The following is a 21798-nucleotide window of genomic DNA, read 5'->3' on the forward strand; positions in this document are numbered from 1 at the left end:
TAGGGGCCGGATGAATGGAGCGAGCGGTTTTTGCCTACTTTTGCCCAAGAGCAAAAGTAGGTCGCCGTAAGGGCGAAAAGGTGACTATGCGTCACCATCGCCAATGAATGCGCTTACATCCATCAAAACCAACACCTTAAAGCCAAGCCCCAACCCCAACCCCACTCAAATCAAGGCATCACCCCAACAGTCCCATTCCCCACCTTGGGCTGGCGATAAAGATCCAGCAACACCTGGTCCAGCACCTGGGAAGCCCCCCAAGGCTTGGGATCATTGAGAATGGCCGCCACCGCCCAGGTGTGCCCGTTACTGTCCCGGCTGAACCCGGCAATCGCCCGCACGGTATTCAGGGTCCCGGTCTTGATGTGCCCTTCGCCCGTCATGGCCGTGCGCTTGAGCCGCTTGCGCATGGTGCCGTCCATCCCCACCAGCGGCATCGAGCTGATGAACTCCGCCGCGTAAGGGCTCTTCCAGGCCGCCTGCAACAGCGCCGCCATCTCGCGGGTGCTGACCCGCTCGGCGCGGGACAGCCCCGAGCCGTTCTCCATCACCAGGTGCGGCGAGGTGATGCCTTTCTTCGCCATCCACTGACGCACCACACGCTGGGCGGCACGGGCATCGTCGCCGTCGGCGTCGGTGCGGAACTGCGCGCCAAGGCTCAGGAACAGCTGCTGGGCCATGGTGTTGTTGCTGTACTTGTTGATGTCGCGGATCACTTCCACCAGGTCCGGCGAGAAGGCGCGGGCCAGCAGGCGGGCGCTCTTGGGCACGTTTTCGATGCGATCGCGACCCTGGATGCTGCCGCCCAGCTCGTTCCAGATCGCCCGCACGGCACCGGCCGCGTAGGTCGGGTGGTCCAGCAGCGACAGATAGGTCTGCGAGTTGCAGCCGTCGGCGAGCTGGCCACTGACCGTGACGCTGACACCGTCCGGCTGGACTACCGGGTTGTAGCGCACCTCGCCGGTGCACTGCTTGCCGGCCACGGCCTTGACCTGGTTGTCGATGCGGATGCTGGCGATCGGCGGCTCGACCGAGACGTTGACCTTGCCACCGTCGTTGCGGGCAACGAAGCGCAAAGCCTTGAGGTTGACCAGCAGCGAGTCCGGCTTGACCAGGAACGGCTTGTTCTCGTCGCCGCCGTCGTCATCGAACTGCGGCAAGTTGGGCTGCACGAAATGGCTACGGTCCAGGACCAGGTCGCCGGTCACGGTACGAACGCCATTGGCGCGCAGGTCGCGCATCAGCAGCCAGAGTTTCTCCATGTTCAGCTTGGGGTCGCCGCCACCCTTGAGGTACAGGTTGCCGTTAAGCACGCCGTTGCTCAGGGTGCCGTCGGTGTAGAACTCGGTTTTCCATTGGAAAGTGGGGCCCAGCAGTTCCAGCGCGGCGTAGGTGGTGACCAGCTTCATGGTCGAGGCCGGGTTGACCGACACATCGGCGTTGAACACGGTCGCCGTGCCCGGGCCGTCCAGCGGCAGCATGACCAGCGACAGGGCCGAATCCTGCAGCTTGTTGGTCTTGAGCGCCTGCTGCACCTTAGGTGGCAGGCTGGTGTTGACGGCGGCGGCCTGCACGGACAGCGACAGGGGCAGGAACAGGCCGGCGAGCAGCAGTGGGCGGAGCGTCTTGATCATAAATGGACAAACCCTGCAGGCGAGGGGAAAAGACAACGGGGCTGTAGGAAGTGATGGCCCCAGGACAAAATGTAGTGCGCATTATGCCCCAAGCAGCACGAGCATGGGCCTCATTCGACGGAAAAGCGCCGCTAGGCGCCGGAAACTGGTAAAGTGCCGCGCGTAATTAATTGAGAGGATTGTTTCATGGCTACCAACCGTTCCCGTCGCCTGCGCAAGAAACTGTGCGTGGACGAATTCCAGGAGCTGGGTTTCGAACTGAACCTGGGCTTCAAGGAAGACCTGTCCGATGAAGCCATCGATGCCTTCCTCGACGCCTTCCTGGCTGAAGCCATGGATGCCAACGGCCTGGACTACGTCGGTGGCGACGACTTCGGCCTGGTTTGCAAGGCCACCCGTGGTTCGGTCAACGAAGAACAGCGCGCCGCTGTCGAAGCCTGGCTCAAGGGCCGCAGCGAACTGACCAATATCGAAGTCAGCCCGCTGCTGGACGCCTGGTACCCGGAAAAACCGGTCAACCCGGCTTCCTGATGAATGGCGGCGGTACGCCTTGTACCGCCCTCATCCGACCTCGGCCAGGTGCTCCCGTTGCCTGGCCAGGGCTTTCTCCACGCGGCGCATGTGCCGCGCCAGCGCCTGACGGCGCCGTTTCAGTTCAGCCTGGGGCAAGTCCGTCACCTCCAGCGCCTCGCACGCCTCGATCAACGCCTGAGCATCCAGCATCCGTCCCGCGCTGAGGATCTTGTGTGCCTGTAATGCCAGCTCGCCGCCCTCGCGTTGCGGGTCGATGGCCATCAGCGCCTGCAGGTCCTGGCGCAGGCTCAGCAGCAGGGTGTCGAGGATGCGGTCGCGGTCGGCGAGGTTGTCGCCAACGATCGCCGACAGGCCATCGAGATCGAACCGCACGGCGGGCGTATGGTGCTCGTCTTCCTGGTAGGCAATCCGTGCAAGGGCCTTCAACCGCTGCCCCAGCACCTGCAGGCCGATGGGCTTGAGCAGGCAATCGTCCATGCCTGCATCCAGGCATTGCTGGCGCACCTCGGGCTGGGCGTTGGCGGTGTAGCCGAGGATGGTGCAGCGTGGCCGGTTGCGCAGTTGCTCCTCCATGCGCACGGTCCTGGCCAGTTCGAAGCCATTCATCAGCGGCATGTTGCAGTCGACGATGAGTATATCGAAGCAACCCTCGCGCCACTTGCGCAGCCCTTCGCGTCCATCTTCGGCGCTTTCCTGACCAAGGCCCAGGTAGTTCAGTTGCTGTGCCATCAGCAACAGGTTGGCTGGGTGGTCGTCGATCACCAGGATGCGCAGCTGCTGGTCCGGTTGCGGGATTTCCGTGGGTGATCGGGGCTGGGGCGTGACCGGATCGACGCATTGCAGCGGCATCACCAGACGGACCCGGGTACCGACGCCCTGCAGGCTCTGCAGGGTGAGCTCGCCGCCCATCATCGTGCACAGGTCGCGGCTGATGACCAGCCCTAACCCGGTGCCGGCCCTGGCGCCGTCGCTGTAGGGGTTGGCCTGCACGAAGGGGGAGAACAGGCGTTGCAGGTCTTGCTCGTGGATCCCGATACCGCTGTCGCGCACCTCCAGGTCGAGCGTCGGCATGGCAGATTCGCCATCGTTGCGCAACCTGGCGGTGATGCGCACTTGCCCCTGTTCGGTGAACTTGATCGCATTGCTCACCAGGTTCGACAGCACCTGCTTGAACCGTAGCGGATCGAGCATGGCGTGGCAGCGGGCCTCGGGAGCAATCACCACGTCCAGCACCAGGCCCTTGTGCCGGGCCAGGCCGTCGAATACGCGGCCGACCGACTCGACCAGGGCCGCAAGGTCGACTGCTTCGGGGACCAAGGACATCTGTCCGGACTCGATCCGGGCGATATCCAGGATGTCGCCGATCAGCCCCAGCAGGTCACTGGCCGAATGATGGGCGACCTCCAGCGCAGGGCGGTCCAGCTTGCCCTGGTCGGCGCGCTTGAGGGCCAGTTCCAGCATGCCGATGAGGGCGTTCATCGGCGTGCGGATCTCATGGCTGATGGTGGCCAGGAAGGTGCTCTTGGCCCGATTGGCGTCATCGGCCTGTTGCTTGGCCAGGCGCAGGTCCTGGACCAGATTGCGGCGCTCGCTGATATCGATCCAGCCACCGATGATGCCCTGCATCTCGCCCACCGAGTCGCGGTAGGGCAGGATCCAGTGATAGATCGTCAGCTCGCGGTCCCGCAGGCGCAGGGGGCGATCGAGGATCAAGGGTTTGCCCTGGGCCATCACCCGCTGGTAGTCGTCCTGGACCTGGCGGGTATAGTCGCAGTCGCTGAAGGGGGCCTCGTCCAGGCTCTTGCCCAGGACTTCCTCGAGACTGGCGCCGACGGCCTGCAGGTAGCTGTCGTTGCAGCTTTGCAGGCGTCCGTCACGGTCGCGAACATACATCGGATGAGGCGTGCCATTGAGCAGCGCACCCATGAATTCCAGTTGGTCGTTGAGCGCTCGTTCGGCCCGCTGACGCTGCTTGATCTGACGGCGCAGCCGGGCGTTCCACACCAGTGCGAGGACCAGCAGCACCGCAATGCCCCCCGCCACCTGAAGGATCAGCCGGCGGTAGCTGCGCCAGTAGGCGTCGTCACGCAGGCCATGGTCGCGCCAGCGGCTGTTGATCACCCCCAGTTCCTCCGGCGAAATGCTCAACAGAGCCTTGTCGAGGATCGCCGCCAGCTCGCTGGCCCCGGCGGCGGTCGCCATGGTGAAGGCTGCCGGTTCCGTGCCCACCGTGCTGCGGATCACCAGATTGTTGCTGGTGGCGAGCATGTGGTTGGCGTCGATCAGGGTGGCGATTGCCGCATCCACCGCGCCGCTGCCGAGCAGCACCATGGAGTAGTAGGTGCTTTCGGTGGCGACCTGGTGAATCCGTGGGTGACGTGCCGCGAGCAGGGCGGCCACGCTGCTGTCGCGTGGCACGGCGACGCGCTTGCCCTTGAGTTGCTTGAGGTTGCTGGGCTGGTCGTTGCCGGTGTGGCTGACCAGCACGTAGGCGCTTTCGAGGTAGGGCCGGCTGACCTGCAGCGGGCTGCCGCGACGGGCGTCGGTGGAGAGGCTGGCGATGATATCGGCGCGACCGGACTCGAGCTGGTCGACCATGTCGCCATCGCCGCTGGCGCGACGGATCTCGAAGCGCAGGCCGGTGCGCAGGCGGATGAGTTCTAGCAGGTCGGCGACGATGCCACGCAGGCGGTCATTGTTGTCGAAGAAGGTCAGGGGCGCGGCGGTGTCGTTGACCACCACGCGCATGATCGGATGTTCGCTCAGCCACTGTTCCTCGCGCGCCGACAACTGCAGCTTGCGATCGGTCAGCAGGCTACCGCTGCTGGCACTCCAGCGCTTGAAGATATCGTTGCGGGTGGTGTTGGGCTGGGCGTCGAGGGCGGCGTCCACCAGGGACTGGAGGGTGAGTGCGTCCTCGCGCATGGCGAAGCTGAAGCCCACGGCTTCGTGCTTGCCGAAATTGGCCATGCGCAGGTGCGGCAGGTGCCCCTGGCTGATCAGGTAGTGGGTGGAAATGGTATCGCCGATGAACACGTCGGCCTGCTCGAAGGCCACGGCATTCAGCGCCTGGGTGGACGATTCGAAGGTAAGCAGCTCGGCCTTGGGGTAGTTGGCGTGAATCTCCCCGGGCGGCAGGTAGTGATACAGCATGCTCAGGCGCATGCCCGTCAGGCCCGTGTCCAGCGCCCGGGTTTCATCCTCGCGGGTCACCAGCACCGGTTGGTCGATGGCGTAGGGCCGCGACAGCGCCAGGCCCTGGGTCACCGCTTCATAGCCGTTGGCGCTGCCCAGCAGGTCGATATGCCCGCTCTTGAGCGCCGCGACCGCCGCCGGCCGGCTGGGAAAGCGCTGCACCCGCACCGGCAGGCCCAGGGCGCTGCCGATCAGTCCGGCGTAGTCGGCCGTCAGCCCCTGGTACTCGCGCCCGCCCGTGGCGATGTCGAACGGCGGGTAGTCAGGGGCCGAGGTGCCCAGCACCAGTTCCCGGCGCTGCGCGAGCCAGTCGCGCTGGGCCGGTGTCAGGCTGGGCTGGACCGATGCCGGCGCTGAACGGCTGAGCAGGGTATAGGTTCGCCCCGTGTCGACGGTCACGCCGGCACCTTGCAGCGGCATGCCCAGGCACAGCAGCGATGTAACGATGCACCTCCACATCATGACCTCAGACCAGCGCGTTGCGTTTGGCGACGTCGATCAATTCCACCAAAGTGCTGGCGCGCAACTTGTGCATGAGACGTTTCTTGTAAGTGCTGACGGTCTTGTTGCTGAGAAACATGCCCTTGGCAATCTCCTTGTTGCTGCGCCCCTGGGCAAAAAGTTGCAGGACCATGAGTTCCCGATCATTGACCTGGCGGAACAGTTCCAGCTCCTGGTTGCTGCCCGTCGGCGGTGGATTGAGCGCCTGGCTGGGGAAATAGTTGTACCCGGACAGCACGGCCTTGATCGCGCTGAGCAGTTCGCTGAGGTCTTCCTGCTTGCACACGTACCCGGCCGCGCCGGAGTGCATGCAGCGCACGGCGAACAGTGCCGGCGATTGGGCTGTGAGCACCAGGACCTTCAGCGGGATGGCCATGGCCTGCAGGCGCGAGAGCATCTCCAGGCCGTCGAGCTTGGGAATGCTGATGTCGAGGATGACCAGGTCCGGCGGGGTCTCGCGGATCAACTGCATGGCGTCCACGCCGTTGTCCGATTCCCCGACCACCTTGTATCCCTGGTTTTCCAGCAACATCCGTATCGCCAAACGTATGACGGGATGGTCATCAACTATAAAGACTGAGTGCATATTCAACATTCCATGCGGCGCGTGAAGGCAGCCGGCACATTAGCTCAGTTGAATGTCGACGGGCAGGGAAGTGGCTGCCAAAACCGGGATATAGGAATTTACTTACAGTGTTGGCGAAACATTGCTACGAGTGATGTAGATATTGACAGGGATTTGTCAGGGTTTGATCGTTTTGGTGGGGTTGCGTAGTGAGCGTGTTTATTGGGAATCAATATTGCGTGGGAAATTTCATGCGTATTAAACGTCAGTCGTTTCAAGGACGTTTGGGCGCGAGGTTATTGATCGGGTGAGGGCCTCCAGGTGTCCGCCGCGATCCATGCAGCGCCTATGAGATCGAGCGCCGCCCGCGCGGCGCATCGCGGCACAAGGCTGCTCACACAGGCATAGCGCGTGGCTTGAGGGCCGCGCGGTCGCTGTGGGAGCGGCTTCAGCCGCGAACACCGGCGCAGCCGGTGCCAGGCACCGCGTCGTCTGCTTCGCGGGTAAACCCGCTCCCACAGGGATCGCGCCAGATTCTAGAAATTGAGCAAGACAGTTGCTCCCACATCTGTTTCGGGCCAATTATTCCTGTGAATGAGACGGCGCCCGCCTTGGTGCATGCCTCAAGTCCTGCGGGGCGGCATTGGTGTCCATGCTGAAATTGCGTCGGGCCAACAAGGCGGACCAGGTAATGGCACAGGATTGACTGGCCCGAAACAGATGTGGGAGCGGCCTTGCGTCGCGATGCGCCGCGCGGGCGGCGCTCGATCTCATAGGCGCCGAAAGCTTCGCGCCGAACACCCCGTCATCCCCTCACTTCGGACTGGACCGCCCGGTCATTTCCAGAGCCATTTCACTGGCGTAGCTGTCGGTCATCCCGGCGATGAAGTCGATCATGCGCAGGAAGGCGTCGTGCAGCGAACCATGCGGGTCGGGGGCGTTGTTGCCGATCAGGTCCAGCACCCGCCGGCTCTTGAACGACGGGGTACGCCCGCCATGCTGTTCCAGCGCCGCGCCACAGAAGGTATTGAGCAGGATCTCCAGGGTCGTGTAGGCGCCGATCTCGTGCAGGGTCTTGCGCTTGTCCTGGAAGATCTTCTTGCGCGCCATGTCCTTGGCCTGCAGTACGCAGCGTTGCGCCGGGCCATGCATGTGCTCGACCAGGTCACCCGCCAGGCTGCCGGCGAGCAGGGCCTGCTGCTGTTCGACGAAGGCCTGGGCGGCGGCATTGGTCAGGTGCTCGATGGCCTTGCCGCGCAGGATCGCCAGCTTGCGCCGACGTGATTCGCCGGGCCCTAGCAGGCGATAGGTTTCCGGCAGGTCATCGCCCACCAGGTCCAGCAGCAGCGCCTCGACCTCGGCGTATTGCAGCAGGTCCATCTCCAGCCCATCCTCGAGGTCGATCAGGGCGTAACAGATGTCGTCCGCGGCCTCCATCAGGTACACCAGGGGGTGACGGGCCCAGCGCTGGTGCTCCAGCTGCGGCAGGCCGAGCTTGCCGGCGATCTGCTCAAGCAGCCCCAGTTCGCTCTGGTAGCAGCCGAACTTGTGCTTCTTGTAGCCCAGGGCGTCGGCGTGGCGTGCCGCCCATGGGTACTTGAGGTAGGCGCCAAGGGTGGCATAGGTCAGGCGCATGCCGCCGTCGAACTGGTGGTATTCGAGCTGGGTGAGCACGCGAAAGCCCTGGGCATTGCCTTCGAAGTTGAGGAAATCGGTGCGTTGATCGTCGCTCATGTCGTCCAGCCAGCCGCGCCCGGCGGCCTGCTGGAACCAGTGACGGATGGCGTCCTCGCCGGAATGGCCGAACGGCGGGTTGCCGATGTCGTGGGCCAGGCAGGCCGATTGCACGATCATTCCCAGATCGCTGGGTTCGCACCAGTCCGGCAGTTGCTCGCGCAGGGTCTCGCCGACGCGCATGCCCAGCGAGCGGCCGACGCAGCTGACCTCCAGGGAGTGGGTCAGGCGGGTGTGGATATGGTCGTTGCTGGATACGGGGTGCACCTGGGTCTTGCGCCCCAGGCGGCGGAAGGCGCCGGAGAAGATGATGCGGTCGTGGTCCTTGTGGAACGGGCTGCGGCCGAGTTCCTCGGGGCTGTAGAGGGCCTTGCCCAGTCGTTCGCGGGTCAGCAGGGTGTGCCAGTCCAAGGCGTGATCTCCCATCGTAGAGTCGGGATAGCTTCCTGCGTCCGGCGCGCCCGCGCAAGCGTCGGACGCGCCTTGGCCTCAGGGGCGGCGGCTGTTGCCGAGGAACAGGCGGATCAGCGGTACCAGGCTGGTGCCCAGGCGCACCAGGCGCGCCAGGTTGCCGCTGCGCACGCCCTTGCCGGTGAGAAAACCCAGGGCGACGACGGCGCCGATACCCCACAGCGAGCCGTGCTTGACGCCCAGGCCCTCGCCGAACGAGCCGCCCATGCCGCGCAGGCGGCGGACCGGTTCGAGCAACTGGCCGGACTCGTGGCGGATTTCCTGGCGGTGCATTTCCATGCGCAGGCGCAGCAGCGCCTTGCGCAGCTCACGGGGGTTACGGGTGTTGGGCAGTTCGGGCAGGCTCATGGCAGCAGGCGCTCCCGATCCTTGGCCAACTCCTCGAGGGTGGCATTGAACGGCGAGGATTCATCGAACACCGCGGCTTTCAGGCGCAGGCCGCAGTACAGCGCGGCGAGTCCGTAGAACACGCACAGGCCGATGATCCCGGCCAGTCGGTAACTGTCCCACAGCAGCACCAGCACCAGGCCCGACAGCGCGGTCAGCAGCAGCAGGGCGAACACCAGGGCCAGACCTGCGAACAACAGCAGACTGAGGGTGCGGGCCTTCTGCTCCTGCAACTCGATGCCGAACAACTCGATATGGCTGTGCAGCAGGCCCAATATGGCCGCGCCCAGGCGCCGACCGGAGGCGCCCGTGCCGATGGCGTCGTTGTCCATGCCGGCTCCTCAGCGCTTGGCCAGCAGGCCGATCAGCAGGCCGACGCCGGCGGCGATGCCGATGGCCTGCCACGGGTTCTCCTGCACGTATTCCTCGGCGCTGCCAAGGGCCGCCTGGCCGCGAGCGCGCACCGAATCCTGGGTCAACTGCAGGGTCTCGCGGGCCTGCACCAGGCGTTCGTGGATCTGCTCGCGCAGTTCGTCGGCCTGGTCGCCGGCCAGGTTGGCGGTGTCGGCGAGCAGCTTCTCGGTATCGCGGACCAGAGCCTGGAAGTCAGCCATCAATATTTCCTGTGCAGTCTTTGCCGATTTGCTGGCCATGGATGGGCCTCTCCCTGTGGATGTGTGCTGGTTATTTCGAGTGATCGGTGGCGCGGAAGGTTCAGCGGGATGTGTTGGTACAGCGCTTGCTAAAAAGCGGTGCGTGTCCGCCGCGGCTTGCGCCGAAACCATGCGCCAGCGTTGCGGATACCGCTAAACCTTAACCCAATCCACGACAAACCCAAGAAAAAACCACGCAGGCGCCGCCCGGCTCACCGAAACGGGGCAGGGGCCTGGCACCGATCCGGTGCATGGATGCCGGTTCTTGAACTGTCCTGGTGCCTTTTTGCAGGTCTGCCACTTCATGGAAAACATGCACAGCGCGATGGACTCCCTGGTCCATGGCTCCAACACCTTGTTCATCCTCATGGGCGCGATCCTGGTCCTGGCCATGCACGCGGGGTTCGCCTTTCTCGAGGTCGGCACGGTGCGGCACAAGAACCAGGTCAACGCCCTGTCGAAGATCCTCAGTGACTTCGCCGTCTCGGCCCTGGTGTATTTTTTCATCGGCTACTGGATCGCTTATGGCGTGAGTTTCCTGCAACCGGCGGCGACGCTGGCCAGCGATCACGGCTATGCGCTGGTCAAGTGTTTCTTCCTGCTGACCTTCGCCGCGGCCATTCCGGCGATCATCTCCGGCGGTATCGCCGAGCGCGCGCGCTTTGCGCCGCAACTGTGCGCGACGGCGTTGATCGTGGCGTTCATCTACCCGTTCTTCGAAGGCGTGGTGTGGAATGGCAACTTTGGCCTGCAGGCCTGGTTGCAGGCGCGTTTCGGCGCGCCGTTCCATGATTTTGCCGGATCCGTGGTGGTACACGCCATGGGCGGCTGGCTGGCGCTGGCGGCGGTGTTGCTGCTCGGCGCGCGCCGTGGCCGCTACCGCGACGGACGCCTGGTGGCGTTCGCGCCGTCAAGCATTCCGTTCCTGGCGCTGGGCTCGTGGATCCTGATCATCGGCTGGTTCGGCTTCAACGTCATGAGCGCGCAGACCCTGCAGGGGGTGAGCGGGCTGGTGGCGATCAACTCGCTGATGGCCATGGTCGGCGGCACGCTGTCGGCCCTGCTGGCCGGGCGTAACGACCCGGGCTTTCTGCACAACGGCCCGTTGGCCGGCCTGGTGGCGGTGTGCGCGGGCTCCGACCTGATGCACCCGGTGGGCGCGCTGGTCACCGGGCTGGTGGCCGGTGGCCTGTTCGTCTGGTGCTTCACTGCCGCGCAGAACCGCTGGAAGATCGACGACGTGCTGGGGGTATGGCCCTTGCACGGCGTGTGTGGCATCTGGGGCGGCATTGCCTGCGGCGTGTTCGGCCAGGCGGCCCTGGGTGGCCTGGGCGGCGTCAGCCTGGTCAGCCAGCTGCTGGGGAGCCTGGCGGGTGTGCTGGTGGCGTTGGTCGGCGGTTTTGCCGTGTATGGCTTGATCAAGGCGCTGCATGGCCTGCGCCTGAGCCACGAGGAGGAGTTCCAGGGCGCGGACCTGGCCGTGCACCGGATCGGCGCCACCAGCCAGGATTGAGCCAGGTCAGGTGCGCGTTGGCGGGGACGGACCTAGAATGAGCATCCATTCATGCGAATTACGGATGTCTGCATGCTCCCTGAAACCCAGTTGTTCGGCACCGTGGGGTGCCACCTGTGTGAAGTGGCCGAGGCCGTGCTGATGCCGTTCGTCGAGCACGGCCTGCTGGTCGAGCTGGTCGATATCGCCGACAGCGAGGCGCTGTTCGAACGCTACGGGCTGAGCATCCCGGTGCTGCGCCGTTGCGATACCGGCGCCGAGCTGGGCTGGCCGTTCGATGCCGAGCAGGTGGTGGCCTTCCTCGGCTGAGTCGCGCATTGACGAGCGGGTGGCTCGCTCCGTATGCTGTATATAAATACAGTATCCGAGGTGAAGCCATGCTCAATGTCGAGCAACTCAAGTACAGCGTCAATCACATGGCTCCCGAGCGTGTGTGCGAGGCCGTGCTGGAATTGCGCCTCGACGGCATCGTCACCGACGAACGCACGCCGTTCGGCAAGGTGCATTTCAACACCTGCTTTGCCGAGATCGAGGCGCTGTTCCAGCGCGCCGGCTTTCACCGTCCGCTGGACGTGGTGGGCTATCAGGGCCTGAGCTACGCCCTCTACGATCCGGGGCGCTGGGACGCGGTGCAGGTGCTGCGCTGGCTCAAGGCGCGCTGCGAGCCGGCCAGCGAGGCTGGTTGAGGGGCAGGGGGTAGGAGATAATGTCCGCCCACGTAGAACCGAGCCCGATGATGACCACGCCTTTCGACCCCGCCCACCAGCAAGCCAGTACCGTATGCCTGCCTCCGGGGCCCTGGGCAAACGTGCTCGACTGCCTGTGCGATCACTTCAAGGGCATCGCGCGTGAGCAGTGGCTTGACCGCTTCGCCCGGGGCCGGGTGCTGAATGCCGACGGCCAGCCTATTGCGGCGGATACGCTCTATCGGCGGGGCATGCGCTTGCACTATTTCCGTGAAGTGCCCAACGAGAAGGTGATCCCGGTGCAGGAAGAAATCCTGCATGTCGACGAGCACCTGGTGGTGGCGGACAAGCCGCACTTCCTACCCGTCACGCCCACCGGCGAGTACGTCGAACAGACGCTGCTGCGCCGGCTCATCCGGCGCCTGGACAACCCGCACCTGGTGCCGCTGCACCGCATCGACCGGCACACCGCCGGGCTGGTGCTGTTTTCCGCCAACCCGCAAAGCCGTGGCGCCTATCAGCGCCTGTTCCCCGAGCGGCGCATCGACAAGCACTACCAGGCCATCGCAGCGGCCATGCCGCAGCATGACTACCCGCTGGTGCACCGCAGCCGTCTGGTGCATGGCGAGCCGTTCTTCCGCATGCATGAAGTGGAAGGGGCCGACAACAGCGAAACCCACGCCTGTGTGCTGGAGAAGAATGGCGAGCTGTGGCGCTATGGCCTGTCACCGGTCACCGGCAAGACCCATCAGTTGCGGGTGCATATGGCGGCGTTGGGCGCGGGGATCTGCAACGATCCTTTTTATCCGCAGCTGGTCAACGAACAGGATGATTACGCGCGGCCACTCAAGCTGCTGGCCCACAGCCTGCGCTTCGAGGATCCGTTGACGGGTGAGGTGCGTTATTTCGAAAGCCGCTTGGAGTTGGATTGGTAAAGGCCAGTCCCACATCTTCGCCCGGCGCTGTCTTGGGCAAATGTCTCAAGCTGGCGCGATTCCTGTGGGAGCGGGCTTGCCCGCGAACCGGCGCAGCCGGTGCCAGGCAGCGCGTCGCTTGCTTCGCAGGTAAACCCGCTCCCACAGGCATGGGGCATGGCTTGAGGACGGCACCGCCGCTGTAGGCGCCAGCACGGCTGGCGCCTACAGTCTGTCACCGCTGGTCAGCGGTTGAAGCGTTCCACCAGCGAGTACTGGGTACCTGCCGTGCTGGTCAGCTCTTCGCTGAGCAGCGCCGAGCGCTGGGCCTGGCCGGAGGTCTGGTCGGCCAGGTCGGCGATGGTGCTGATGTTGCGGCTGATCTCCTCGGCCACCGCGGACTGCTCCTCGGTGGCGGCGGCGATCTGGGTGGCCATGTCGGTGATATTGGCCACCGCCTCGCTGATACCCACCAGCGCCTGGTCGGCCTCCATCACCCGCTCGACGCCTTCCTGGGCCTGGCGATGACCGGTTTCCATGGTCTGCACCGCGTTGTTGGCGGTCTGTTGCAGCTTGGCGATCAGGGTGTGGATCTGCCCGGTGGATTCGGCGGTGCGCTGGGCCAACTGGCGAACCTCGTCGGCCACCACGGCAAAGCCGCGGCCCATCTCGCCGGCACGTGCCGCTTCGATGGCAGCGTTGAGCGCCAGCAGGTTGGTCTGGTCGGCAATGCCCTTGATCACATCGACCACGCCGCCGATCTCGTCGCTGTCCTTGGCCAGCTGGGTAACGGTCAGCCCGGTCTCGCCCACGGCGGCGGACAACCGCTCGATGGCGTCACGGGTCTCGCCGGCGATGTTGCGGCCCTGGCTGGTCAGGCGATTGGCTTCCTGGGTGGCGTCGGCGGTGCGCTGGACATGGTTGGCCACTTCCTGGGTGGTGGCGGCCATCTGGTTGACGGCGGCGGCGACCTGCTCGGTCTCCACCCGCTGGCGCTCCAGGCCCGAAGAGCTCTGGTGGGCCAAGGCGTCGGACTGGCGGGCCTGGTCGCTGAGCTGCTCGGCGCTGTCCTGCAGGCGGGTCAGGCAGGTCTTCATCCGTGCGTCCTGGCTGAGCATGGCCATTTCCAGGCGCGCCTGGACGCCGCGGCTGTCGGTGTACATCTGCGCGATCAGCGGGTCGGAGGTGGTCTGTTCGGCCAGGCGCAGCAGGCGCTTGAGGCCGCGCTGCTGCCAGCTCAGGCCGAGCAGGCCGAGCGGCACCGACAGGCCGGCGGCCAGGGCGAAGCCCCAGGAATGGCCGAGCCAGTTGCCGATCAGGAAGCCGATCTGGCTGACCAGGATGAACGGCAGCCAGTCCTGCAGCACCGGCAGCCACTTGTCGCGTTTCGGGATGGCCGAGCGGCCCTGGTTGATGCGCTGGTACAGCGCTTCGGCACGGCGGATCTGCTCGGCGGTGGGCTTGACCCGCACCGACTCGTAGCCGACCACCTGGTTGCTGTCGAAGATCGGCGTGACGTAGGCGTTGACCCAGTAATGGTCGCCCGACTTGCAGCGGTTCTTGACGATGCCCATCCACGGCAGGCCTTGCTTGAGGGTCTGCCACATGTGGGCGAACACGGCCGGTGGCACATCGGGGTGGCGCACCAGGTTGTGCGGCGCGCCCATCAGGTCCTCGCGGGAAAAACCGCTGATCTCGATGAAGGCATCGTTGCAGTAGGTGATCACGCCCTTGGCGTTGGTGGTGGAGATCAACCGCTGCTGGGCAGGGAAAGTCCGTTCTCTCTGGGTAATCGGCTGGTTGTTACGCATTGGCTGTTCAATCCGCAAGGCTTTCGACGGGTATCGGCAAGCCTCTGGTTTTATTGAATGAATATTTAACTGGCTTGATCTGGGGCAAGGTGCCATCAGTGCGGCTGAGCTAATGCAGCCCACCTGATCGCAGCCGTTGCCGCCAATATTGCAGTTTTCTTTATAAATGATGACGATCAGGTCTGATCATGACCGATTGTTCAATTCGGGGCCAGCATCGGGTAGCTGAAAGCGGCGAAGTGCGCCAGGTTGACGCAGGTGTGGCACAGCACCGCCGCCGCCAGCCCGCCATGGCGATAGGCCAGACCATACCCCACCCCGGCCAGGGTGGCCAGGTAGAACCATTGCCAGCCACCGGCCAGGTGGGCGAGGCCGAACAACAGCGCGGCCACCAGCAACGCCAGCCCTTCATGCCTGAACAGACGTTGCAGGCCGCCCTGGATATAGCCACGGAACAACAGTTCTTCGGTCAGGCTCACCAACAGCAGGTTGTTCAGCAGCCACAGCCAGGCCTGGTCGGGCCATTTCGGTGCCCAGGCGACCATGCCCAGTGCCCAGGCGCCGCCCAGGCAGGCGAGCAGGGTCAATGGCAGGGTCAGTGCCAGGCCGGGCAGCAGGCCGCGTGGGCGCAGCATCACCAGCCACGGGCAGGCCAGCAGCAACCACAGACCGATCAGAGGCTTGTCCAGGTTGAGGTACAGGGAGAAGGGCACGGCGCCGTCGCTGAGCACGGCCTTGTCGATCACTTTGGCGCTGTGGAAGCCGGGCAGCCAGTGCAGGGCCAGGGCGAGGGCGAGCAGGATGAACAGCAAGTGGCCGAGGCTTTGTTGCCAGCGTACCGGACGGCGGGCGAGCAGTGCGCTGCACAGCAGGGCGAGCAAGGCGGGCAGGGCGGCGAGGCCGAGGCTGCCGTAGGTCAGGGCGATTGCATAGCCGAGGGCGAGCAGGAGCAGGGCGATCCAGTGGGGAAGAGGCATGACATTTCCTTAGTGCCGGTGAATCCGAGGAGGGTAGGACTTACCCCATGGCCTTCAGGACACTTGGATGTTTACGCGCTTGGGCGGGTAATGCCGGGACCGCTTTGCGGTCCTTTCGCGGCACAAGGCCGCTCCTACAAGAGATCGCGTTCCCCTGTAGGAGCGGCCTTGTGCCGCGAAAGGGCTGCGAAGCCAACTATCGCCTGCTTTGCTCCGCGATCAATTGCCGCAGCACATAATGCAGGATCCCCCCTGACTTGAAGTACTCCACCTCATTGAGGGTATCGATCCGGCACAGCACTTCGATCTGCTCCTGGCGCCCGTCCTCGCGGGTGATGCGCACCTTCAGGCTCATGCCCGGGCGGATCTGCGCCCCGCCAAGGCCCAGCACATCGATGCGTTCCTTGCCGGTCAGCCCCAGGCGCTTGCGGTCGTCGCCGGCCTTGAACTGCAGCGGCAGCACGCCCATGCCCACCAGGTTTGAGCGGTGGATGCGCTCGAAACTCTCCGCCAGCACCGCCTTGACCCCCAGCAGGTTGGTGCCCTTGGCCGCCCAGTCGCGGCTGGAGCCGGTGCCGTATTCCTGCCCGGCGATCACCACCAGTGGCGTGCCGTCCTGCTGGTAGCGCATGGCGGCATCGTAGATCGACAGTTTTTCGCCCGTGGGTACGTACAGGGTGTTGCCGCCTTCCTCGCCACCGAGCATCTCGTTGCGGATGCGAATGTTGGCGAAGGTGCCGCGCATCATCACCTCATGGTTGCCGCGCCGTGAACCGTAGGAGTTGAAGTCCCGTGGTTCCACGCCCTTGCCGCGCAGGTAGCGGCCGGCCGGGCTGTCGGCCTTGATGTTGCCGGCCGGGGAGATATGGTCGGTGGTCACCGAGTCGCCGAGCAGGGCGAGGATGCGCGCGCCGTGGATATCGCCGATTTCCGGCAGTGGACCACCGATGTCGTCGAAGAACGGCGGGTGCTGGATATAGGTGGAGTCGTCCTGCCAGACATAGGTGGCCGCCTGGGGCACCTCGATGGCCTGCCACTGGGCGTCGCCGGCGAACACTTCGGCGTACTCCTTGTGGAACATGCCCGTGTCGACCTTGCGCACGGCCTCGGCGATTTCCTGCTGGCTTGGCCAGATATCGCGCAGGTACACGGGCTTGCCGTCCTTGCCGGTACCCAGGGCGTCCTTGGTCAGGTCCAGCCGCACGCTGCCGGCCAGGGCATAGGCCACTACCAGCGGCGGCGAGGCCAGCCAGTTGGTCTTGACCAGCGGGTGCACCCGGCCTTCGAAGTTGCGGTTGCCCGACAGCACCGAAGCGACGGTGAGGTCGGCGCTGCCGATGGCTTTCTCGATCGCCTCGTCCAGGGGGCCGGAGTTGCCGATGCAGGTGGTGCAGCCATAGCCAACCAGGTCGAAGCCAAGCTGGTCGAGGTAAGGTGTCAGGCCCGCGGCCTTGTAGTAGTCGGTGACCACCTTGGAACCTGGCGCCAGTGAGCTCTTGACCCAGGGTTTGCGGGTCAGGCCCTTCTCCACGGCTTTTTTCGCCACCAACCCGGCCGCCATCATCACGCTGGGGTTCGAGGTATTGGTGCAGGAGGTGATGGCGGCGATCACCACGGCGCCGTCGCGCAGGGTGTGAGTCTGGTTTTCGTGGGTGTAGTCGATCTCGCCGGCCTGGTCGGCATTGCCCACCGCCACACCGCCGCCTCCCTCGCTTTCCAGGCGGCCGACCTCCTTGGCCAGTGGTTTGGGCTGCAGCTCGATGAAGTGGTCGAAGGCCTGGGCGACCTGGCCCAGGGCGACCCGGTCCTGCGGGCGCTTGGGCCCGGCGAGGCTGGCTTCGACGTCGTTCATGTCCAGCGCCAGGGTATCGCTGAACAGCGGCTCCTGGCCCGGCAGGCGCCACAGGCCCTGGGCCTTGCTGTAGGCCTCGACCAGTTGCACGGCCTCCTCGGGGCGACCGGACAGGCGCAGGTAGTCCAGGGTTACCTGGTCCACCGGGAAGAAGCCGCAGGTGGCGCCGTACTCGGGAGCCATGTTGGCGATGGTGGCGCGGTCGGCCAGCGGCAGGTCGGCCAGGCCGTCACCATAGAACTCGACGAACTTGCCCACCACGCCCTTCTTGCGCAGCATCTGCGTCACCGTCAGCACCAGGTCGGTGGCGGTGATGCCCTCGCGCAGCTTGCCGGTGAGCTTGAAGCCGATCACCTCGGGGATCAGCATCGACACCGGCTGGCCGAGCATTGCCGCCTCGGCTTCGATGCCGCCCACGCCCCAGCCGAGCACGCCCAGGCCGTTGATCATGGTGGTGTGCGAGTCGGTGCCGACCAGGGTGTCGGGGAAGGCATAGGTGCGGCCGTCCGCTTCGCGGGTCCACACGGTGCGGCCCAGGTACTCGAGGTTGACCTGGTGGCAGATGCCGGTGCCCGGCGGTACCACGCGGAAGTTGTCGAAGGCGCTCTGGCCCCAGCGCAGGAAGGCGTAGCGCTCGCCGTTGCGTTGCATCTCGATGTCGACGTTCTGGGCGAAGGCATTGGGGCTGGCGTAGCGGTCGACCATTACCGAGTGGTCGATCACCAGGTCCACCGGCGACAACGGGTTGATCCGCTGCGGGTCGCCGCCGGCCTTGGCCATCGCAGCGCGCATGGCGGCCAGGTCGACCACCGCCGGTACGCCGGTGAAGTCCTGCATCAGCACCCGCGCCGGGCGGTACTGGATCTCGCGATCGGAGCGACGCTCCTGCAGCCACTGGGCCAGGGCGCGCAGGTCGTCGCCGGTGACGGTCTTGCCGTCTTCCCAGCGCAGCAGGTTTTCCAGCAGCACCTTCAGCGACATGGGCAGGCGTTGCAGGTCGCCGAGCTGGCGCGCGGCGTCGGGCAGGCTGAAATAGTGGTAGGCGCGGTCGGCCACCTGGAGGGTCTTGAGGGTTTTCAGGCTATCGAGCGAGGGCATTTACAACTCCTTGTGCTCCGGTGCCCGGCGACTGCGGGTCGCTCGCCGGTGTCACCGCTCTGGACCGGTCCGCACGGCACGGACCTGGCTGAACAGTCAGGTTAGACCGGTTTGTCCGCCCTGACCCTTTTCTGGACCGATGGGGCGTGTCGTCGGTTCCGATCTTCCTTTATCATTCGCCGCCCTGGCGCCGTCTGCGCCAGTGATGTGGAGTGAGAAATGAATACCCTGTTCATGCATTGCCGGCCCGGCTTCGAGGGCGAGGTCTGCGCCGAAATCAGCGAACACGCCGCCCACCTGGGCGTGGCCGGCTATGCCAAGGGCAAGCCGCAGAGTGCCTGTGCCGAGTTCGTCTGCAGCGAGGCGGACGGTGCCCAACGCATGATGCAGACGCTGCGCTTTTCGCAGCTGATCTTCCCGCGCCAGTGGGCCCGCGGCGCCTACGTCGAGCTGCCGGAGACCGACCGCATCAGCGTGCTGCTCGAGCACCTTGCCGCGCTGCCGGTGTGCGGCAGCCTTTGGCTGGAAGTGCTCGACAGCAACGACGGCAAGGAACTGTCGACCTTCTGCCGCAAGTTCGAAGTACCGCTGCGCAAGGCCCTGGAAAAGGCCGGACGGCTGGTGGACGACGCCCGGCGGCCGCGCCTGCTGCTGACCTTCATCAGTGGCCGGCGGGTGTTCCTGGGGCTGGCCGAGGCCGACAACTCGGCGCTGTGGCCGATGGGCATCCCGCGCCTGAAGTTCCCCCGCGAAGCCCCCAGCCGCTCGACCCTCAAGCTCGAGGAGGCGTGGCACCAGTTCATTCCCCGCGAGCAGTGGGACCAGCGCCTGAACGACGACATGACCGGCGTCGACCTGGGCGCCGCCCCCGGCGGCTGGACCTACCAGCTGGTCAAGCGCGGCATGCTGGTGACCGCCATCGACAACGGGCCGATGGCCGAAAGCCTGATGGACACTGGCCTGGTCACCCACCTGATGGCTGACGGCTTCACCTGGAAACCCCGCCAGACCGTGGACTGGATGGTCTGCGACATCGTCGAGAAGCCGGCGCGCACCGCCTCGCTGATCGAGACCTGGCTGGGCGAAGGACTGTGCCGCGAGGCAGTGGTCAACCTGAAGCTGCCGATGAAGCAGCGCCATGCCGAGGTGCGCAAGCTGCTCGAGCGCATCGAGGCCGGGTTCAAGGCGCGCAAGGTGAAGGTGTCGATCGCCTGCAAGCAGCTGTATCACGACCGCGAGGAAGTGACCTGCCACCTGCGCCGGTTGGACCTGAAACCGCGTTAAACGGGTTTGCCCGGCCACTGTAGGAGCGGCCTTGTGCCGCGAAAGGGCCGCAAAGCGGCCCCAGGATTTCAGCGTGAAAGCAGAAATTGCCGGGGCTGCTCTGCAGCCCTTTCGCGGCACAAGGCCGCTCCTACAGGGGGCTTCGGTTCTCAGCCCCTTGGAGCACCTCGACCGATGCGCCACAATGACGATCATTTTGCGGAGCCCTACATGACCGATTTCACCCACGACGCGATCCTCGACGCCACCGGCCTGAACTGCCCGGAGCCGGTGATGATGCTGCACAAGCACGTGCGCGAGCTGGCCGGCGGCGGCGTGCTCAAGGTGATCGCCACCGACCCGTCGACCCGTCGCGACATTCCCAAGTTCTGCATCTTCCTCGGCCACGAGTTGCTCGGCCAGCAGGAAGAGGCCGGCACCTACCTGTACTGGATCCGCAAGAAGGCCGACTGAGCCGGCTGCGATCGCGCTACACTGCGCTCCCCTGACAGGAGAGCACCATGCTGATAGTTGCCGACGAGAATATCCCGCTGCTCGATGCCTTCTTCGCCGGTTTCGGCGAGATCCGCCGCTACCCCGGCCGGGCCATCGACGCCGCCTGCGTCAAGGACGCCGACGTGCTGCTGGTGCGCTCGGTGACCCGCGTCGACCGGCAACTGCTCGAAGGCAGCCGGGTGCGCTTTGTCGGCACCTGCACCATCGGCACCGATCACCTCGACCTCGACTATTTCGCCCAGGCCGGTATCCACTGGAGCAGCGCGCCGGGCTGCAACGCCCGTGGCGTGGTGGACTACGTGCTGGGCAGCCTGCTGACCCTGGCCGAACTCGACGGCGTTGACCTGGCCAAGCGCGTCTATGGCGTGGTCGGCGCCGGCGAGGTCGGCGGGCGCCTGGTGCGGGTGCTGCATGGCCTGGGCTGGAAGGTGCTGGTGTGCGACCCGGTGCGCCAGGCCAGCGAGGGCGGCGACTTTGTCGACCTTCAGACGATCCTCGAGCAGTGCGACGTGATCAGCCTGCACACGCCGCTGCAACGCGGCGGCGATCACCCGACCTGGCACCTGCTCGACCAGCCGCGCCTGGCCCGCTTGCGTGCCGGCGCCTGGCTGATCAACGCCAGCCGCGGCCCGGTGGTGGACAACGCGGCCCTGCGCGAACTGCTGCTGGATCGCGAGGATCTGCACGCGGTGCTTGATGTGTGGGAGGGCGAGCCGCAGGTGGACCTGCAACTGGCCGACCTGTGCACCCTGGCCACGCCGCATATCGCCGGCTACAGCCTGGACGGCAAGCAGCGGGGCACGGCGCAGATCTACCAGGCCTTCTGCCGCTGGCGCGGGGAGCCCGAGCAGGTGCGCCTGGCCGACCTGTTGCCGGCGCCGGGTCTGGCGCAGATCGAGTTTGACCCGAGCGCGGATCCGGCGTGGGCATTGGCCACCCTGTGCCGGGCGGTCTACGACCCACGTCGCGACGATGCGGATTTTCGTCGCAGCCTGAGCGAAGAGCCGGCCGAACAGCGTGCAGCGTTCGACCTGCTGCGCAAGCACTACCCGGTAAGGCGCGAGATCGAGGGGCTGGCGGTACGTGTCCGTGGAGAGGCGCCGCAGCTGGTGCAACTGGTCAGCGCACTGGGGGCGGTGCTGGCCTGACGGCCAGCCAATAAAAACCCGGCGCAAGCGCCGGGTTGCACGCAATTCGGGGGTCAGGCCTTGCCGACTTTCTTGACCCGGCTGTCTTCCAGGTCCTTGCAGGCCTTCTGGATCATCTGCTCGGTGATCGGGACCTCGCGGCCCTGGGCATCGATGATCGAGCCGCAGACCTGAGGTTGCGGACGGTTCTGGTTCTTGGGCGTATCGGTGTGCTGCAAGCTCATATCCTGTCTCCTCTTTCAGGTTCAAGCTCAAGGTAGTGCTTCGCCGTGACTGGTCTGTGACAGTTTCTTCGGCGTCATGCCGGAACAGTCCAACAGAAAGCGCGACAAAGCTCCAGACACAG

The 21798-nt window shown here is 65.3% G+C and carries 19 protein-coding genes; 8 read left to right on the plus strand and 11 right to left on the minus strand.

All coding sequences use genetic code 11. The features are described 5' to 3' along the window. Nucleotides 1-170 precede the first annotated feature (170 nt). The gene (gene dacB, locus POF53_RS15105) at nucleotides 171-1634 is read right to left on the minus strand and encodes a D-alanyl-D-alanine carboxypeptidase/D-alanyl-D-alanine endopeptidase (RefSeq protein WP_498968331.1); all 1464 of its coding nucleotides are present in this window, start codon (nucleotides 1632-1634) and stop codon (nucleotides 171-173) included. A gap of 186 nt (nucleotides 1635-1820) precedes the next feature. Here dacB and POF53_RS15110 point away from each other — a divergent pair, with 186 nt between their 5' ends. After that, nucleotides 1821-2165: a YggL family protein gene (locus POF53_RS15110; RefSeq protein WP_050704800.1), complete on the plus strand. Its 345-nt coding sequence runs from the start codon at nucleotides 1821-1823 to the stop codon at nucleotides 2163-2165. 30 nt (nucleotides 2166-2195) lie between these two features. On the opposite strand, the gene POF53_RS15115 is transcribed toward POF53_RS15110, so the two are convergent. From POF53_RS15115 to POF53_RS15140, 6 genes are all read right to left on the minus strand, one after another. Next, a complete protein-coding gene (locus POF53_RS15115) occupies nucleotides 2196-5825 on the minus strand; it encodes a transporter substrate-binding domain-containing protein (RefSeq protein ID WP_498968333.1) in 3630 nt (1209 codons plus the stop codon). A gap of 4 nt (nucleotides 5826-5829) precedes the next feature. Then, on the minus strand, nucleotides 5830-6459 hold the full coding sequence (locus tag POF53_RS15120) for a response regulator (RefSeq protein WP_498968335.1): 630 nt from the start codon (nucleotides 6457-6459) through the stop codon (nucleotides 5830-5832). A gap of 783 nt (nucleotides 6460-7242) precedes the next feature. Beyond that, nucleotides 7243-8574, minus strand: a complete 1332-nt coding sequence (locus POF53_RS15125; RefSeq protein ID WP_203647478.1) for a deoxyguanosinetriphosphate triphosphohydrolase — start codon at nucleotides 8572-8574, stop codon at nucleotides 7243-7245. A 78-nt stretch (nucleotides 8575-8652) separates the two neighbouring features. Then, nucleotides 8653-8982, minus strand: a complete 330-nt coding sequence (locus tag POF53_RS15130; RefSeq protein ID WP_203647477.1) for a hypothetical protein — start codon at nucleotides 8980-8982, stop codon at nucleotides 8653-8655. Then, nucleotides 8979-9353, minus strand: coding sequence for a phage holin family protein (locus POF53_RS15135; RefSeq protein WP_203647476.1), 375 nt, complete (start codon nucleotides 9351-9353; stop codon nucleotides 8979-8981). The genes POF53_RS15130 and POF53_RS15135 overlap by 4 nt, the downstream gene beginning before the upstream one ends. A 9-nt stretch (nucleotides 9354-9362) precedes the next feature. Beyond that, on the minus strand, nucleotides 9363-9635 hold the full coding sequence (locus POF53_RS15140) for an ElaB/YgaM/YqjD family protein (RefSeq protein ID WP_498968338.1): 273 nt from the start codon (nucleotides 9633-9635) through the stop codon (nucleotides 9363-9365). Nucleotides 9636-9999: 364 nt separating this feature from the next. On the opposite strand from POF53_RS15140, the gene POF53_RS15145 reads away from it, so the two are divergent. From POF53_RS15145 to POF53_RS15160, 4 genes are all read left to right on the plus strand, one after another. Continuing rightward, nucleotides 10000-11187, plus strand: a complete 1188-nt coding sequence (locus POF53_RS15145; RefSeq protein ID WP_498968389.1) for an ammonium transporter — start codon at nucleotides 10000-10002, stop codon at nucleotides 11185-11187. A gap of 72 nt (nucleotides 11188-11259) precedes the next feature. After that, nucleotides 11260-11496, plus strand: coding sequence for a glutaredoxin family protein (locus POF53_RS15150; protein WP_050704806.1), 237 nt, complete (start codon nucleotides 11260-11262; stop codon nucleotides 11494-11496). Nucleotides 11497-11564: 68 nt separating this feature from the next. Beyond that, nucleotides 11565-11873 (plus strand): transcriptional regulator, encoded by a 309-nt coding sequence (locus POF53_RS15155; protein ID WP_203647475.1) that lies wholly within the window; start codon nucleotides 11565-11567, stop codon nucleotides 11871-11873. Nucleotides 11874-11893: 20 nt separating this feature from the next. Next, nucleotides 11894-12808 carry a pseudouridine synthase gene (locus tag POF53_RS15160; RefSeq protein ID WP_498968340.1) on the plus strand — a complete coding sequence of 305 codons (915 nt, stop codon included), beginning with the start codon at nucleotides 11894-11896 and terminating at the stop codon, nucleotides 12806-12808. Between the two features lie 224 nt (nucleotides 12809-13032). Here the strand turns inward: POF53_RS15160 and POF53_RS15165 are convergent, their stop codons facing one another. The 3 genes from POF53_RS15165 to acnA form a co-directional block, all read right to left on the minus strand. After that, complete coding sequence (locus POF53_RS15165; RefSeq protein WP_110738546.1) at nucleotides 13033-14598, minus strand: methyl-accepting chemotaxis protein; 1566 nt, start codon at nucleotides 14596-14598, stop codon at nucleotides 13033-13035. A 200-nt stretch (nucleotides 14599-14798) separates the two neighbouring features. Continuing rightward, the gene (locus tag POF53_RS15170) at nucleotides 14799-15575 is read right to left on the minus strand and encodes a CPBP family intramembrane glutamic endopeptidase (RefSeq protein WP_203647474.1); all 777 of its coding nucleotides are present in this window, start codon (nucleotides 15573-15575) and stop codon (nucleotides 14799-14801) included. A gap of 196 nt (nucleotides 15576-15771) precedes the next feature. Then, nucleotides 15772-18525, minus strand: coding sequence for an aconitate hydratase AcnA (acnA, locus tag POF53_RS15175; protein ID WP_232856034.1), 2754 nt, complete (start codon nucleotides 18523-18525; stop codon nucleotides 15772-15774). Between the two features lie 219 nt (nucleotides 18526-18744). Between acnA and rlmM the strand changes: the two genes are divergently transcribed. From rlmM to pdxB, 3 genes are all read left to right on the plus strand, one after another. Further along, nucleotides 18745-19809 (plus strand): 23S rRNA (cytidine(2498)-2'-O)-methyltransferase RlmM, encoded by a 1065-nt coding sequence (gene rlmM / locus POF53_RS15180; RefSeq protein WP_232856035.1) that lies wholly within the window; start codon nucleotides 18745-18747, stop codon nucleotides 19807-19809. Between the two features lie 210 nt (nucleotides 19810-20019). Further along, a complete protein-coding gene (gene tusA / locus POF53_RS15185; protein ID WP_050704845.1) occupies nucleotides 20020-20262 on the plus strand; it encodes a sulfurtransferase TusA in 243 nt (80 codons plus the stop codon). A gap of 47 nt (nucleotides 20263-20309) precedes the next feature. After that, the gene (pdxB, locus tag POF53_RS15190) at nucleotides 20310-21452 is read left to right on the plus strand and encodes a 4-phosphoerythronate dehydrogenase PdxB (protein ID WP_203647473.1); all 1143 of its coding nucleotides are present in this window, start codon (nucleotides 20310-20312) and stop codon (nucleotides 21450-21452) included. 53 nt (nucleotides 21453-21505) lie between these two features. Here pdxB and POF53_RS15195 read toward each other — a convergent pair whose 3' ends face one another. After that, on the minus strand, nucleotides 21506-21676 hold the full coding sequence (locus tag POF53_RS15195) for a PA1571 family protein (RefSeq protein ID WP_203647472.1): 171 nt from the start codon (nucleotides 21674-21676) through the stop codon (nucleotides 21506-21508). Nucleotides 21677-21798 lie beyond the last annotated feature (122 nt).

Origin of the sequence: Mitsuaria sp. RG (assembly GCF_028369275.1) — a bacterium.
Taxonomy (GTDB): domain Bacteria; phylum Pseudomonadota; class Gammaproteobacteria; order Pseudomonadales; family Pseudomonadaceae; genus Aquipseudomonas; species Aquipseudomonas peradeniyensis.